This is a genomic window from Aliiglaciecola lipolytica (assembly GCF_018860635.1).
Taxonomy (GTDB): domain Bacteria; phylum Pseudomonadota; class Gammaproteobacteria; order Enterobacterales; family Alteromonadaceae; genus Aliiglaciecola; species Aliiglaciecola lipolytica_A.
Map to the genome: position 1 here is coordinate 1 of NZ_JAHKPT010000022.1, position 14,454 is coordinate 14,454.

Consider the following 14,454-nt stretch of genomic DNA (forward strand, 5'->3'; position numbering starts at 1 on the left):
GATCCCTCAGGCTTTAGCCCGTGGAAAATATATATCGATCACTAGGTTAGGTGCATAAAAGTTGTATTCATCAGCATTCTAATGATAATTTCACGTCTACTAAAAAAATCATTAGAAAAATTCTTAGTTCTAATGATGTTGGGAATTTACATAGGAATAAAAAATGGATAATAACGAAAATAGCCCGTATCAAGCTCCCGAGTCTGATCTTACTTCAACAGAGGCACCTACTGGATCTTGGGTTTATACCGGCCCATCAAATAAAGCTGTCGGCGATGGAATGACATGGATATCAGAAGGTTTTAGTTTATTTAAGCAAGATATTGGTATGTGGATAGTGACCATGATTGTTGGCTTCGTTGTCGCAATTGTGATCAATATTATTCCTTTCATCGGCTCAATCATTAGCATGTTTTTGACCTATATTTGGGTAGGTGGATTGATGTTAGGTTGTCAGGCTGCAGCAGAGGGTAAGCCCTTTGACATCAAATATTTGTTTGCTGGATTCTCATATCGCGCAGGCAGGCTAGTGGGCTTATCTGCAATTGGTGCTGTTATCAGTATTGTCGTTATGTTTGTAGCTATGGGTTCGGTATACATGGACATCCTCGCAGGAGAGAGCAGTCCTGAAATGATGGGTGCGCAATTTTGGTTATCATTTTTAGTCGCAATGGCGTTAATGTTGCCAATGGTAATGGCAGTATGGTTCGCTCCAGCATTAATCGTATTACAAGATATGCCGGTTTTTGCTGCGATGAAGGAGAGCTTTATCGGTTGCTTTAAAAACGTGATGCCATTCTTAATCTACGGCATAGTGATGTTGGTGCTATACATTGTAGGCGCTTTACCATTAATGTTAGGTTTGTTAGTGGTTGTACCTTTGCTGTTCACATCAATGTACGCATCTTATCGTTCAATTTATTTGACCGAAGCTGCATAAGCTAGCAACAATAGCTGGAGTCATTCGTGACTCCAGCGTTCAAATCTAGGATATGTAAGTGCCCATAAGTGCGATCAAAATGATTAGTAAATGAGGAACTAAAACAGTTGGAGTTAAAGCGTTTGTCGCATAACTCACAATCAATTTCATGCTACTAGGACGGTTAAACTCCCATTGGCTATTGTATTGCATACCAGTGTCTTGCATCGGATTTAGTAATGCTTTTTCAACTGCCAAAAGTCGCTGACTAATTCTCCCCTGAAAGGTTTTCCAAATTCCATCGAGCATCCAAAACACGATACACAGTGAAGGTACGATAAAATCAAGCTGTACATGAAACACTAAAAAGCTGCATAAGATCACACTGAAAACTTTAATCAACAATGAAAATTTCTCATAACTGTCGTATTGGTACTGTAATGTTGTCCATTCTTGTTGCAGGGAGCTAGGGTTAACTATGTCCAAAATTTATTCCTATTTATACCGGCGCTAGGTTCAAAAGTATTTGTAATTCAACCTCAGTATTACAGACAAAAAAACGGCTCGCAATGGAGCCGTCAAATTTTGTTGTTGGTATTGCTTAGCTAATATTTATCTCATCATGTTGATGAATAATTAAATACGTTCGTTCAAAACGCTGGCAATTGCAGAATCCATCAAACCTTGTTCAGAAACCCAAGCTCGCAAGGTTTTACCGTCAGATTCAGGCGCATTCAACTGACTTTTTGGCATTTTTTTAACTAACAAAGTCCCAGTTTCAATTGCGCCGGCTTTAAATGCAGTGCGAATTAGGCTTTCTCCATTACAACTTACAGAAGCGTAATAGTCTTGAAGTTTAAGTCTGTAGTCGGTTTGAACGACTTTCATTTTTTTACGTAACTCGGTTTTATCATCCGCTTGAACAATAGTGCAGATATTTTTCAATGCTTCATTCACGTCAGCTTGAGCTTGCCCAGCGAACACAAATGATAAGGCAACAATAGACAGCGAAGTTTTAACTATTTTCAACATGGTTATTTCCTCAATAAATTAAAGTTTAAATTTTAAGCGTGTTTCGATGGCGCGCATTAAACGTGAAAACCCTAGTTGCCGATAGCATTGGGAGAATACATTCGTATGTCAGTGGATACCTTAAAAATACTATCTAGTCCTTTAATCCATTTGGTATTACTGAGTATGATAGACAGCATTTTTTTAACATGTTGATTTGTATGAATATTGAACCGGTGTAAAAGGTGATGATTAGCGCATAATGGTGAAATAAAGCTCATCAGCAACCACGAGAATTAAAATTATTTCTTCTGAATTTAGGCTAAAGCATCAATTTTCGTTAAGCGTTTAGGTCGTTGTTTGTTCAAATAGATAAAGCGTCCCCATGTCCCAGCTAGCACTAGGGTTTGTAAAATTACTTGCGTCAGCCAAAGACTCTCGCCACCTTGCTTGATAAAAGATAACCCTGCAAATCCAACCAAGCCTAACCACAGAGCAGTTAAAATCACTGCGCTGACTTTCCAGTAGTACACTTGGTTGCTTAGTTTTTTACGTTTGAATTCTAATAGCTGATTGATATCCAGACTGTGCTCGAAAGGTTGCGATTGACGTAAACGAAACGCCCAAAGGCTAAATGCCAAGGGAATAGGACTTAACGCCGCGAACAATAGCTTGCCAAGAGTTGTATCAGCATAAACTAATAAAAAGTACACGCAAAAAACGCTAACGCCGCAACCTGTAATTAAATCAATCCAGGCTTTTAGCTTTTCCCGTTGGTTGTTTCTGGCAACTTGCAGAGCTAATTTGTGTACGTCTATTTTAGGCGTATTTTGTTGAAAGGCTTGCTGCCATTGTTCAAATTTCGGATCCATGATTGTTCCTCTACAACAATTGTTCTAGTTGTTGCCGAGCTCTACTGGCGCGCTTGGCAATAGCGGCTTCAGACAAACCTAAAACACTAGCAATCTCTAATTGGGTAAAACCTTCCAATTGCATAGTAATAATTTGTCGATGGCCAAGGGTTAGTTGACGCAGCGCTGACATTAGGTCTAATTGTTTATCTTGATGGGTGGCATTTGACGACATTGTTTGCAAATCATCAATATTCTCATCTGACAGGTTGTTATTGCGTCGGCTTTCGCGCAGTACATGATCAACTGAACGATTGTGAGCAACTCGTGCAATAAAGGTTTTTATGCTGCTGTCACCCCTAAAAGTCTCCAGAGCTCGCCAAACCGCCAAACTAATATCTTGAATCAAGTCTTCTCTTAGCCCCAAATCGGCTTCATAAGTTGCTGCAATACGTGCCAATAACGGCGCGTATTGCGACAAAATATCTTCAATCCTTGCAGTTTGAGTCACGCACCTTCCTATTGATCGTTGGTGAGATCTTTAAATGCCACATAGTTTATACAAAGCAACCATGGACCGAGTAATAATGCGCTAAGTAAAAACGTAAATGGCACAGCCATTATTGCCAGTAGATTGATAGCGAAAACTACTGTTAGGGGTTTCCATGCGCGAAGTGCTAAGCGAATTCCGTTGTTAATTGAAGTCGGTATATTTTTGTTTTCTAACAAAAGGTATGCAGGTACAAACATCAACAATATGCTAACCGGGGTAGCTGAGGCAAATATAATGGATAACTGCGCAGGCGTCACATCTACCATTTGAGCATAAAACAATAATTCGAGGCCACTGCTCCCCAACATAGCAACAGCTGTGAGCACTTGCGCCGCAGTCGGGAGTAACAATAACAAACTCAACAATGGTAGTTTCGACCAACCTGTATAGAGTCTTAAACTTTTGAATGTAAAAGATTTATGCAGTGATATTTGATCTAATACTGGCCACAACGAAGCGATTAGTATGGCCATCACTAATTTAGATGTGATGACACCAAAAGGAGCGGGTAATAATTGAAATAGACCTTCAATAATGATTGTTGCCAACATTAAAAAGAATATCTTAAACGGTGCTTTTAAGCATAAATTTAGCCCTTGTTTTAACCAAATAAAACTTTGTGATGGTGTGGTTTTTTCATGCATTTTTAACGTTGCAGTGTTCATATCAAATCTCTCGTTTTAGTGAATTACTTAAATAGTCGAGACAAATGAAAATAACCTGACATTTTTTTCAATTTTTTTAAAAAGTATTTTCCACGACATTAAAAACTGTTTTTATATACAGCTTGTAGATTGGTGTTATACTTATTTTTGGAATCTAAAAGAGACATGGAAATGCACAATCTTAAAACCATTTTAGTGATAGCTTGTTTCTGTATTTTAGGGTTGGTTGTTGTTCCTTATGCCCAAGTTGTTTATTCAGGAGATCCAAATTTGAATACTGAAAATGTAACAGGCGAGTTCGAAGTAATCATGCAACCGCAAACGGATGCCGAATTTTCAGTTGCAAGAATGACCTTGGATAAAACTTATCATGGTGAACTTGACGGCCAATCGAAAGGACAAATGCTAAGTCATATGACCGAGGTTAAAGGTTCTGCCGGTTATGTGGCATTAGAATCGTTCACAGGTACTTTAGACAGCAAACACGGCAGTTTTGTGTTAATCCATCAAGGCATTATGAACAAAGGCGAACCGTCTTTAGCGATTACCGTGGTACCTGATTCCGGCAGCGGCGAATTGACCGGTATTGTGGGTACTATGAACATTGAGATTAAGGACACAAAGCACTTCTATATTTTTGATTACAAGCTACCTTAGTTGATTTACTTGGTGTTGAATGAACCACCTTCAACACTTCTATCCTTAAGCTAAACGCCCTTTATATCTAATCCCTGCAAATACACCTATGTTTAATCGTCGTCTTTCTACTTGCATTTATATATAAGTGATTATATAAATGCTTATATAGAGGTGCGTATGAACAAAGATTTTCTAAATGAATTAGGTGAACTGGCGTTAGGCAGTCGCTTAAAACGAGTCAGTGAACGAATGATGGCAGATGCTGCCGCGGTGTATCAGCATTTTGATATGAACATTCAGCCCAAATGGTTTACTTTGCTGGCTTTATTAGATCGAAAAAAGCAAGTAAGCGTAGTAGAAGCTGCTAATTTGCTGGGATTAACTCAACCAGCCCTGAGTCAATTCAGTCGACAGTTAGAATCTAAAAAATTAATTGAGATTCAGTTAGACACTGAAGACTCAAGAAAAAGAGTACTGAGCTTATCAACGCTAGGGCATCAAAAAGTCGCGGAAATGCGACCTGTATGGGCGGCCGTTGATAAAGCGGCCAAAGATTTATGCAGTGAGTTTGAAAATCACTTTTACGCTTCATTGCAGACTTTCGAAAAAGCCCTTGATAAACGCTCGTTACTTGAGCGCAGCAAAGATCATTTTGAGCCATTAAATACCTCCCAAAACACCAATATCGTGGATACAACTATGTTAGAAAACAGCCTCACTTTTTTAGATTTTGAACCGGATTTAGCGCCATTTTTTGAGCAAATTAACAGCCAATGGATAAAAAGCATGTTTGTGCTTGAAGATGTCGACAAACAAGTATTGGGTCAACCTCAGGAAAACATTATCGATAAGGGAGGCAAAATTTGGTTTGCTAAGCATTCCCAATTAGGTGTCGTTGGCGCTTGCGCATTATTAAATAAAGGAGATGGCGCATTCGAACTGACTAAGATGGGCGTGTTGGAGAACGCCCGCGGTTTAAAAGTAGGTGAAAAATTGCTTCAGCATGTCATCGCCCAAGCGAAACTATTGCCTATCGACTGCCTATTTTTATTAACCAATGCCAAATGCGAAGCCGCCATTCATTTGTATGAAAAAAATGGCTTCACACATGATGCGTTGATTATGGATAAATACGGTAAGAGTTATCAAAGGTGTGATGTGGCTATGCGTTGGAGCGACGCATAGCTTAGGGATACTTGCTGCTAGTTAGAGATTTGCGCACCACTGAGACAACTCGTCGGCTACTGGGCGTTTATGTTCGGCTAAAAAAGCCAAATAGGTTTTTGCATCACGATTTACAATTCGTTCAATGGGAAAATTAATTGATTGCGCATGACCAATACTCTTTTCGTAATTACCTAAATCAAAAGCGATATGCGCATCACTTGAAAATACAACTTTCCAATCATGCTTATCTATTAGTTCCAGAATGCGAACGCAATTAGGTTCGCTGCCTTGCCGTGAATGAGTGAAGGAGCTGTTATTTATCTCCAGTACAACATTATGTTCCTTGGCCGCAATAATTACTTCTTCGTAGTTTATCGGAAAGTTTGGGTTGCCCGGATGACCGATTATCTGGCAGTCTCCACCGGCAATAGTGTTTATTAGTGCTTTGGTGTTGATGGTTTTACTCGCTGGTGCGAATACCGGTTCATGGAAACTCGCAATAACAAAGTCTAAGTAAGGTTTCATACCATTTGGCACATCTAACCCCCCTTCAGGTGGCAATATATTTGCCTCAATGCCTTTAAGACAGGCTATTCCATCGACAATTCGTGGTATCACATTACGATTTCCAAAGTGCCAAGGGTGAGGCGAGTCAGGCATTTCAGGTCCATGATCGGTTAATGAAAACATTTGTAACCCTTTCACTTTAGCTTGCACAAAATAATCATGAACGGTGCTATATGCATGTGTGCTGGCGATGGTGTGTGAGTGGGTGTCTACAAGAATTTTCATTGCTTTTGTTATCCTTTTGGCGTTTAACTGCAGATAAATAACAACATCACTTTAGATGGATCTTGTTATTGTTCAGTAATTTATATAGCGAATTTATTGCGCATCAATGACAGGGATATTGGAAACTTAAAATACATGGAAATTGAGCGTTGATACGACGTTAAATGAATGCTTCAAAACTATACACTAGCAGTGTATCAATTTATGCTAGATTGGTGAAATAAAGCAGGGAGACAGATTAATTGTAAGGCTAAACAGCTAACCTCCTTGCTAACATTAAGTGCGCGAAACTAACCATAATGGGAGAGCAAATTGGACATATTCATGCGAGCAGCCATTGATGAAGCTATCAAAGGCAAACAGGAAGGCGGTATCCCTATTGGTTCAGTTATTGTTTATCAAAACCAAATCATTGGTCGTGGACATAATCGCAGAGTGCAATCTGGTAGTCCCATTTTACACGGTGAGATGGATGCCTTCGAAAATGCTGGGCGACAACCTGCAAGTGTATACCGTGAGTGCATTTTGTATACAACATTGTCACCCTGTTCAATGTGTTCAGGGGCAATTCTGTTGTATGAAATTCCTAAAATTATCATTGGTGAAAATCAAACCTTTATTGGTGAAGAGCAATTGCTTAAACGCAGAGGTGTTGAGCTAGAAGTTCTGCAGGATCCAGAATGCATTCAACTGATGGAGCAATTTATTACTGAATCTCCCGAATTATGGAATGAAGATATTGGTACTGAATAGCTAGAAAAAGTAACTTTAGGTCTTTGAATGTTTACTCTATGTTAATAATTTTTGACATTGAGTTTGTTTAGGTATACATTTCTTCCAGCTTAGTTGGGAGGAACTTGCATGGACATGTCATTTAAAGAGAAAAGTCATTGGATTTCATTAGTCAGCACAATTTGTATATTTGGTTACTACTTTTATAGCATTGTGATGCTCACTGGTATCCCGATTGAAGAGGCTAAAGAAAGTGCCAAAGATTTACTGATTCAAGCTATTGGTCTTAGTGTATTGGTAGAAATAGTGCTGCACAGCATGTTGGCAGCCACCAATCATAAAGCAGCTGAAATGGGCGCTGACGAAAGAGACAAACTGTTTGAATATCGCGGTAATCAAGTTGGCTATACCATTTTGGTGGTCGGCGTAGTTTTTACCCTTGGACGAATAATTACAGTTGAATATAATCCTGAATTTGCCGACCACTATAGTTCTATGCAAATTCCACTGTTAACTGCGCATATATTGATGTTGAGTTTCATTTTGTCTGAAGTCGCTCGATTTTCTGTCACCTTGTTTAATTATCGTAGAGGATATTAGGGTGGCAGACATACCTATTACTAATCGCATACGTGAAAAGCGCTTTTTTGCTAACGAAATGACGCAACAAGCGCTAGCGGACAAAGTTGGGGTGACCAGACAAACCATTATGGCGATCGAAAAAGGCAAGTATTCCCCTTCTTTGGAAGTTGCCTTTAAAATGGCTGAAGTGTTTGAATGTCACCTAGATGATATTTTTCAATATCAACCCAAATAAATAGTACACTTTTAGATCATCAGCAAAGTATAATGCTGGCAATTAACAATGAATTTAAGTTGTTTGAGCAATATTAGAATGGGGCAATTCCTTTTGAATTGCCCCTTTTTACAAATATTGGCAAACCTCGGAGCAAATAAATGAGCAAACCCGATAACTGGACAATTGAAGACGCAGAGAAGTTGTACGGCGTTAAGCGCTGGAGTAGCGGCTATTTTGAGATTGGTCCTAACGGAAATTTGCATGTTACCCCTGATGTAACGAATGCTGAAATGCGCATCGATTTCAAAGATGTTATTGAAGAGATCAAAGAAGAAGGAATTCAGTTTCCTGTTGTTCTTAGATTTCACGACATTCTGCGGTCACAAGTTGCGTTGTTAAATGAAACTTTCATCAAAACCATCAAAGATTTTGGTTATCGCGGAGAGTATCGCGGTGTTTATCCTGTGAAAGTTAACCAAATGCGCGAAGTGGTGGAAGAGATTGTCGATGCGGGTAATAAATATGCTTACGGCTTAGAAGCAGGTTCTAAAGCTGAACTACTGACGGTTCTAGCCTACAACACCAACCAAGACTCACTAACCATTTTAAATGGTTATAAAGATGAGGAGTTTATGCGTTTGTCATTAATGGCGCGTAAACTTGGACGCAAAATAATTGTCGTCATTGAAAAGTATTCTGAGCTTTTGTTGTTAGTCAAACTGGCCAAAGAATTAGACATTGAGCCGATTATTGGCCTGCGCTCGAAAATGACCGTGAAAGGTCAAGGCAAGTGGGAAGGTTCTGGTGGTGATCGGGCTAAATTTGGCCTCACCAATACCGAGATTATTCAAGCGGCTCGTTATCTTGAAGCTCAAGGCATGGGGCAGTGTTTTAAACTACTGCATTTCCATATTGGTAGTCAGTTGACGGATATTCGCGCCGTTAAAGACGCCATCAGCGAAGGTGCGATGATCTACTCCGAATTACACCATATGGGCTTTCAGCTCGATTATGTTGATGTTGGTGGTGGACTTGGTATTGATTACGACGGCAGTAAATCTACCAATGATTCATCTCGCAACTACACCATTGCTGAATATGTAGCAGACGTTGTGTTTGGTATGAAGGAAGTTTGTGATCTTGAACAAGTGCCTCACCCAACTTTAGTAACCGAGAGTGGTAGAGCTATCACCGCTCATCACAGTTGTGTTGTGGCAGAAATTGTTGGTGAAATTCGCTCTAACAGTGCGGAAATGGAAACTGATTTCGAAGAGCACGAGCATATTTTAGTTACCAATATGCGAGACCAAATTCGTTTATTGTCAACCCAAGATAACTTACAAGAAATTTTCAACGATGCTTCTCAATACAAAGAGCAAGCGGTATCTGCGTTTAAACTGAGAGTTATTAGCTTTGAAGAGTTAGCGAAAATCGAAACCCTTTATTGGCAAATTATGGTTAATTTGCAAGAGCGTTTGCAAAATGCTGATTTTATTCCTGAAGAGATGCAAGAGCTTGATTACAACTTATCATCGCAATATTTGTGTAACTTCTCGGTATTCCAATCAGCTGCTGATACATGGGCGATTGATCAAGTATTACCGATTGTGCCGCTTTCTAGAATGAATGAGCGACCAAATGTAAACTGTTCGCTGGTGGATATAACCTGTGACAGTGACGGTAAAATTGACCAATTTGTATTGGGTAAAGGTATTTCAGATGTATTGCCTATGCACAAACTGAACAAAAACGAAGACTACTATTTAGGTATGTTCCTCACCGGAGCGTACCAAGATGTAATGGGTGACATGCACAATTTGTTTGGTCGTTTGAATGAAGTGCATATCTTCAGTCATGATGATGACCCTCTCGATTTTTATATCGAAGAAGTTGTCACCGGATCGTCTGTAGATAATGTGTTATCTATCATGCAATACAACCCAAGCTTTATGGCGCAATCCGTTAAAAAATTGATTGATGCTAAAATTGCCGAAGGTGAAATTAAGCCTAGAGAAGGCGTTAAGTGGACGGATTTTTACGAAAATTGTTTGAAAGGTTATACCTACCTAAAAACCTCGTAATTGAAATCTAGGTGGTGTATTTGCATCACCTAGATGATCCCATTTCTGAAATGCTTTTACTGCAGATAGTGATTTACTCAATTCACTGCATTAAAGGTTTTTGCAATTGTCAGCGCATGTCAGTAAAGCGCTAAGCTGCGGTTAGCCCCCAGTTTGTTTTGCCAATTGCAGTTTTTGAGTTTCTTCATAAGATTCAAAATAAGCCTGCCAGAATTTTGCAGTAAAACTATTGATAAGATTTGATTCGGCATTCATCAGCATCGCGTAACCTACTTTCTGATCTGGTGCAAAAGACACGTCCGCGCGATAGCCCTTCACCCAACCACCATGATAGTTTAATTTGTGGCCTTTAAAGTCGTAAATCCGCCAACCTAAGCCATAATGGGCATCTTTCAAGAACCGTCGCCAATCTCGTCTGCGTAACTCTCGTGTTGTTTTGATTTTTTCTGAGGTGACCGTATCAACTATTTCTGGGGGAATAACCTCTGGATATTCTCCTAACATTGCGCGCACCCAAATCGCCATGTCTTCAATACTGGCGTTTACTCCCGCTGCTGGACCATAACGATAATAATCATCTTGAACTTTGGTTTCTCGCCATTTCGAGCGGGTGATTGCCACATGGGGTTTTGCCCATTTTGGTGAGCTTTGTAAACCTTGTCTTCCTGTACTGGCGTGCGGCATTTTTAATGGTTTAAAAATGCTCTCGCTTAATTCTTTACCATAACTACTTTTATGGTTGATGTAATAATCTTCAAGTACGCCAAATAATGCATTTTGATAGGTGTAACATTTGCCTGGAGAACACAAGGGCTCTAATTTCGCTAACTGTCCTAGAACACGTTTTAACGAGTAATTCGCTTCAATTAAATTGTCGTAAGCATTGGGGATATATCCACTGGACTGGCTTAACAAATGTCCAAGGGTTATCGGATTGGGATCTAACCGATTAAAGCCGTATTCGGGCACAATCTCTAGTATCGGTGTTTGCCACGTAAACTGTTTTTCTGCGACTTTTTTGGCCATTAACACACCGGCGAATGTTTTCGACACAGAGGCCAATCTAAACACAGTATCGGTATCAATTTTTTGACCAAAATTTTCAGTCAAACCATAACTAATCACCTTAGCCGGTTCGCCTTTACGAATAAAAACAAGAATATAACCAGGCACATTGTGCTTCATAGCTTGTGCTTGGGTTTTGGAGGCAAAGTCGTAAAGCCAGCTATCTTCTTCAGCGAAGGCCGGCGGGCAGACAATTATTGTCAACCAGAAAAGGACAATTAACGTTAAACATCTCATCATGACAAGGATACTAGTTGAAGGTGGCTGAAACAACAGGGAAATGAATTCACTCTAATAAGGGACTAATTTCATATCACTTCCGTTTTCAGCGCGTTTTATTGATCTTTTGCGGTTAAACTTGCTCTAAGTTGGCTAAAAGTAACCTTTATGAATACCAAGCAAATATACCAACAGGCGCGCAAATCCCGTGACCCTCGATTTGACGGACAGTTTTATGTGGCAGTGAAAAGCACGGGCATATTTTGTCGGCCAATTTGTCCTGCGCCTTCACCAAAAGAACAAAATGTCGAATATTATGAACTGGCACCTTTGGCAATTCAGGCGGGCTTTCGTCCGTGTTTACGTTGCCGCCCTGATAGTGCACCGGGTTCTTTTGCTTGGAAGGGCACCACTACTACACTCGAGCGGGGCATCAAATTACTGCGTGCTCACCCCGAGTTAAATGTTGAGGATATTTGTGAAAAATTGGGTGTCAGCGATCGCTATCTGCGTGATTTGTTTCAAAAGAAGCTGGGAATATCACCTAAAAAGTTTCGTTTGTTTGACCAGCTATTGATGGCTAAAAATTTATTACACAACAGCACATTATCGATTGACGATATAGCTATCGCCAGCGGCTTCACTAGTGCCCGTCGGTTACAAGCTAACCTGCAATCCAACTTGCAACTCACGCCGACTCAGATTCGTAAGAGCGCAGCCAGAAAAATCACCTCGCCCCACGGTAGTGAGCAGGGAATGAAGTCAGCCTCATTACACATTCAGTTGGCGTATCGAGCCCCTTACAACTGGCCGCATTTACGTGACTTTTTAAAACTACGGGCGATTGCTGAGATAGAAACCGTGACTGAAAATAGTTATAGCAAAGGATTCACCTATGGCAATGCGCTAGGGCATTTTACTGCTACTTTAAACGCTACCAAGAATTGTTTTGACGTGTCGCTCAGCATCAATGATTTGAGTTGTTTTCAAGCTGTGGTAATGCAAATCCGGCGTTTATTGGATTTGGATTGCGATCCGCATATCATTCACACGAGTTTGCAGGCCACCGGGCTACCCCATGACATTATTGTTCCAGGAATTCGAATTCCTGGTGTATGGAGTGGTTTTGAGGCTGCTTGTCGAGCCATTTTAGGGCAACAAATTTCAGTTAAAGCCGCGGTCAATCTGGTTTCTCAATTAGCTCATGAACTTGGCGGAAGTTATCAGCAGCAACGACTTTTTCCTTCCCCTGAGGCTATTGCCGAGTCAGATTTGAGCTTTCTTAAAATCCCTGACAAACGCCGACAGTGTTTACGGGATCTTGCCAAGTTCCAGGTTCAAAATGGGCTGTTAAGTGACTGGCAAAGTATCAAAGGAATTGGCCCTTGGACGGTGGCTTATGCCAATATGCGCGGGCTTTCCAATCCGGATATCTGGTTAGATTCTGATTTGGTGATCAAAAAGCAAATTCAACAACACCTTTTAAATCCCGATGCAGCGGCTCCATGGAGGAGCTATCTTACTTTTCAATTGTGGAGCATGGCATGACGCATAGCAGTGATTTATTTTATAGTTATCTCGAAACGCCCATAGGGCAAATAGAAGTTTGTGCAAATAGTCAGTGTATTGTTTCTATATTTTTTTCAGAATCTCAACAAGACATTTATCAAGGCAACCCCATAACGGAAGAGGCTGTAACTCAATTGAATGCCTATTTCGAAGGTAAGTTAACCCGTTTTCAATTACCTTTGGGTGCTGTAGGTACTGACTTTCAGCGCCAAGTTTGGCAGGCATTAGCAAATATTCCTTTTGGTGCGACATGCAGTTATGCTGATATAGCCAATCAATTACACAACCCCAAAGCCGTTAGAGCTGTAGGGGCGGCAAATGGCAAAAACCCACTTTCTATCGTTGTTCCTTGTCATCGAGTGATTGGCAAAAATGGCACACTTACCGGTTACGCCGGCGGATTAGAACGTAAGTCATGGCTATTAGAATTTGAACAAAAAGGTCAATAACTCCTACTTGTTATTAAATCGGAGTGAGCAAAGGTAAATGATGTAATGAGATTAAAAGACGTATTCGAATTGGTGATGTTAGGTGCAATTTGGGGATCATCCTTTTTGTACATGCGTTCTGCCACACCAGAGTTTGGTGCTTTTGCCCTTGTCGCAGTGCGCACAGGAATTGCCGCCTTGTGTTTATTACCACTGCTATTTCTTCGTAAAAAGGTCTCAGTTGTTAGGCAGTATTGGCGTCCCATTTTATTTGTAGGATTAGTTAACACTGCCATCCCTTTTGTTATGTTTAGTTACAGTACCGTGTTATTGGGGGCTGGCATGGCCTCTATTCTGAATGCTACCGCCCCAATGTTTGGCGCTATTGTTGCCTTTTTGTGGTTGAAGGAACGACTAACAGGCTTGTCGGTTTTTGGCCTATTTATTGGCTTTAGTGGCGTGGTTGTGATCAGTTTGGTTCGTACTGGAATTGACTTACATTTGTCTGTGTTACCTATTTTGGCGGCGCTAGGCTCAACATTCGCTTACGGAATTGCTGCTTGTTACACCAAAAAACATCTTACCGGAATCAACACTCTTGCCATAGCAACTGGCAGTCAAGTCTTTGCTACGCTTGCTTTAATTCCCTTTGCCGTAATGCTTTGGCCGCAACAAATGCCATCATTTGATGCGTGGGTGCAAGTGATAGTGCTAGGTGTCGTTTGCACCGGTTTTGCCTATATTTTGTATTTCCGGTTAATTGCTAATGTGGGTGCATCCAAAGCCATTACCGTTGCGTATTTGGTGCCAGTATTTGGGGTGTTATGGGGCGTGTTATTTTTACAAGAAATGCTAACTCTAGGCATGTTGTTGGGCGCAGGATTAATTCTATTCGGAGTGAGCCTCACAACAGGTGTGATTAAGTTTAGACTCAAACTCGCCTAGCAATATACAAGCAGGTAGC

General features: G+C 40.5%; 17 protein-coding genes. 10 read left to right on the forward strand and 7 right to left on the reverse strand.

The genetic code is table 11. The features are described 5' to 3' along the window. Positions 1 to 163: 163 nt before the first annotated feature. Positions 164 to 940: a BPSS1780 family membrane protein gene (locus KO530_RS11595; RefSeq protein WP_216048603.1), complete on the forward strand. Its 777-nt coding sequence runs from the start codon at positions 164 to 166 to the stop codon at positions 938 to 940. A gap of 45 nt (positions 941 to 985) precedes the next feature. Here the strand turns inward: KO530_RS11595 and KO530_RS11600 are convergent, their stop codons facing one another. The 5 genes from KO530_RS11600 to KO530_RS11620 all read right to left on the reverse strand — a co-directional run bounded on the left by KO530_RS11600 (position 986) and on the right by KO530_RS11620 (position 3,999). Then, positions 986 to 1,405, reverse strand: coding sequence for a hypothetical protein (locus KO530_RS11600; protein WP_216048604.1), 420 nt, complete (start codon positions 1,403 to 1,405; stop codon positions 986 to 988). 150 nt (positions 1,406 to 1,555) lie between these two features. Next, positions 1,556 to 1,951 carry a DUF3718 domain-containing protein gene (locus tag KO530_RS11605; RefSeq protein WP_216048605.1) on the reverse strand — a complete coding sequence of 132 codons (396 nt, stop codon included), beginning with the start codon at positions 1,949 to 1,951 and terminating at the stop codon, positions 1,556 to 1,558. Between the two features lie 296 nt (positions 1,952 to 2,247). Then, positions 2,248 to 2,802: a hypothetical protein gene (locus KO530_RS11610; protein ID WP_216048606.1), complete on the reverse strand. Its 555-nt coding sequence runs from the start codon at positions 2,800 to 2,802 to the stop codon at positions 2,248 to 2,250. 10 nt (positions 2,803 to 2,812) lie between these two features. Then, complete coding sequence (locus tag KO530_RS11615; protein WP_216048607.1) at positions 2,813 to 3,292, reverse strand: RNA polymerase sigma factor; 480 nt, start codon at positions 3,290 to 3,292, stop codon at positions 2,813 to 2,815. A gap of 8 nt (positions 3,293 to 3,300) precedes the next feature. Beyond that, positions 3,301 to 3,999, reverse strand: a complete 699-nt coding sequence (locus KO530_RS11620) for a hypothetical protein (protein WP_216048608.1) — start codon at positions 3,997 to 3,999, stop codon at positions 3,301 to 3,303. A 171-nt stretch (positions 4,000 to 4,170) separates the two neighbouring features. Here KO530_RS11620 and KO530_RS11625 point away from each other — a divergent pair, with 171 nt between their 5' ends. Together KO530_RS11625 and KO530_RS11630 are read left to right on the forward strand one after the other, a co-directional pair. Then, positions 4,171 to 4,656: a DUF3224 domain-containing protein gene (locus KO530_RS11625; protein ID WP_216048609.1), complete on the forward strand. Its 486-nt coding sequence runs from the start codon at positions 4,171 to 4,173 to the stop codon at positions 4,654 to 4,656. A gap of 159 nt (positions 4,657 to 4,815) precedes the next feature. Further along, the gene (locus tag KO530_RS11630; protein ID WP_216048610.1) at positions 4,816 to 5,823 is read left to right on the forward strand and encodes a bifunctional helix-turn-helix transcriptional regulator/GNAT family N-acetyltransferase; all 1,008 of its coding nucleotides are present in this window, start codon (positions 4,816 to 4,818) and stop codon (positions 5,821 to 5,823) included. Between the two features lie 21 nt (positions 5,824 to 5,844). On the opposite strand, the gene KO530_RS11635 is transcribed toward KO530_RS11630, so the two are convergent. After that, positions 5,845 to 6,597 (reverse strand): phosphatase, encoded by a 753-nt coding sequence (locus KO530_RS11635; RefSeq protein WP_216048611.1) that lies wholly within the window; start codon positions 6,595 to 6,597, stop codon positions 5,845 to 5,847. 312 nt (positions 6,598 to 6,909) lie between these two features. On the opposite strand from KO530_RS11635, the gene KO530_RS11640 reads away from it, so the two are divergent. The 4 genes from KO530_RS11640 to speA all read left to right on the forward strand — a co-directional run bounded on the left by KO530_RS11640 (position 6,910) and on the right by speA (position 10,209). Next, complete coding sequence (locus KO530_RS11640) at positions 6,910 to 7,350, forward strand: nucleoside deaminase (protein WP_216048612.1); 441 nt, start codon at positions 6,910 to 6,912, stop codon at positions 7,348 to 7,350. A 108-nt stretch (positions 7,351 to 7,458) separates the two neighbouring features. Next, entirely contained in the window at positions 7,459 to 7,929 is a 471-nt protein-coding gene (locus KO530_RS11645; RefSeq protein WP_216048613.1) for a hypothetical protein, read from the forward strand. A gap of 1 nt (position 7,930) precedes the next feature. Continuing rightward, entirely contained in the window at positions 7,931 to 8,146 is a 216-nt protein-coding gene (locus KO530_RS22115) for a helix-turn-helix transcriptional regulator (protein WP_216048614.1), read from the forward strand. A gap of 140 nt (positions 8,147 to 8,286) precedes the next feature. Next, positions 8,287 to 10,209 carry a biosynthetic arginine decarboxylase gene (gene speA / locus KO530_RS11655; protein WP_216048615.1) on the forward strand — a complete coding sequence of 641 codons (1,923 nt, stop codon included), beginning with the start codon at positions 8,287 to 8,289 and terminating at the stop codon, positions 10,207 to 10,209. A 141-nt stretch (positions 10,210 to 10,350) separates the two neighbouring features. Here speA and KO530_RS11660 read toward each other — a convergent pair whose 3' ends face one another. Further along, positions 10,351 to 11,514 (reverse strand): serine hydrolase domain-containing protein, encoded by a 1,164-nt coding sequence (locus tag KO530_RS11660; protein ID WP_216048616.1) that lies wholly within the window; start codon positions 11,512 to 11,514, stop codon positions 10,351 to 10,353. A 147-nt stretch (positions 11,515 to 11,661) separates the two neighbouring features. On the opposite strand from KO530_RS11660, the gene KO530_RS11665 reads away from it, so the two are divergent. From KO530_RS11665 to KO530_RS11675, 3 genes are read left to right on the forward strand one after another with little or no spacing between them, the layout of a single operon-like run. Beyond that, entirely contained in the window at positions 11,662 to 13,041 is a 1,380-nt protein-coding gene (locus KO530_RS11665; protein WP_216048617.1) for an AlkA N-terminal domain-containing protein, read from the forward strand. Further along, positions 13,038 to 13,511, forward strand: a complete 474-nt coding sequence (locus KO530_RS11670; protein ID WP_216048618.1) for a methylated-DNA--[protein]-cysteine S-methyltransferase — start codon at positions 13,038 to 13,040, stop codon at positions 13,509 to 13,511. Before KO530_RS11665 ends, KO530_RS11670 begins: the two co-directional genes overlap by 4 nt. A gap of 45 nt (positions 13,512 to 13,556) precedes the next feature. After that, entirely contained in the window at positions 13,557 to 14,435 is an 879-nt protein-coding gene (locus tag KO530_RS11675; protein ID WP_216048619.1) for a DMT family transporter, read from the forward strand. Positions 14,436 to 14,454 lie beyond the last annotated feature (19 nt).

Coding starts and splice junctions, on each gene's coding strand:
- KO530_RS11635 (WP_216048611.1), bottom strand. CDS start 6,597: ATGAAAATTCTTGTAGACACCCACTCACACACCATCGCCAGCACACAT.
- KO530_RS11660 (WP_216048616.1), bottom strand. CDS start 11,514: ATGATGAGATGTTTAACGTTAATTGTCCTTTTCTGGTTGACAATAATT.
- KO530_RS11620 (WP_216048608.1), bottom strand. CDS start 3,999: ATGAACACTGCAACGTTAAAAATGCATGAAAAAACCACACCATCACAA.
- KO530_RS11625 (WP_216048609.1), top strand. CDS start 4,171: ATGCACAATCTTAAAACCATTTTAGTGATAGCTTGTTTCTGTATTTTA.
- KO530_RS11610 (WP_216048606.1), bottom strand. CDS start 2,802: ATGGATCCGAAATTTGAACAATGGCAGCAAGCCTTTCAACAAAATACG.
- speA (WP_216048615.1), top strand. CDS start 8,287: ATGAGCAAACCCGATAACTGGACAATTGAAGACGCAGAGAAGTTGTAC.
- KO530_RS11645 (WP_216048613.1), top strand. CDS start 7,459: ATGGACATGTCATTTAAAGAGAAAAGTCATTGGATTTCATTAGTCAGC.
- KO530_RS11630 (WP_216048610.1), top strand. CDS start 4,816: ATGAACAAAGATTTTCTAAATGAATTAGGTGAACTGGCGTTAGGCAGT.
- KO530_RS11665 (WP_216048617.1), top strand. CDS start 11,662: ATGAATACCAAGCAAATATACCAACAGGCGCGCAAATCCCGTGACCCT.
- KO530_RS11670 (WP_216048618.1), top strand. CDS start 13,038: ATGACGCATAGCAGTGATTTATTTTATAGTTATCTCGAAACGCCCATA.
- KO530_RS11605 (WP_216048605.1), bottom strand. CDS start 1,951: ATGTTGAAAATAGTTAAAACTTCGCTGTCTATTGTTGCCTTATCATTT.
- KO530_RS11595 (WP_216048603.1), top strand. CDS start 164: ATGGATAATAACGAAAATAGCCCGTATCAAGCTCCCGAGTCTGATCTT.
- KO530_RS11675 (WP_216048619.1), top strand. CDS start 13,557: ATGAGATTAAAAGACGTATTCGAATTGGTGATGTTAGGTGCAATTTGG.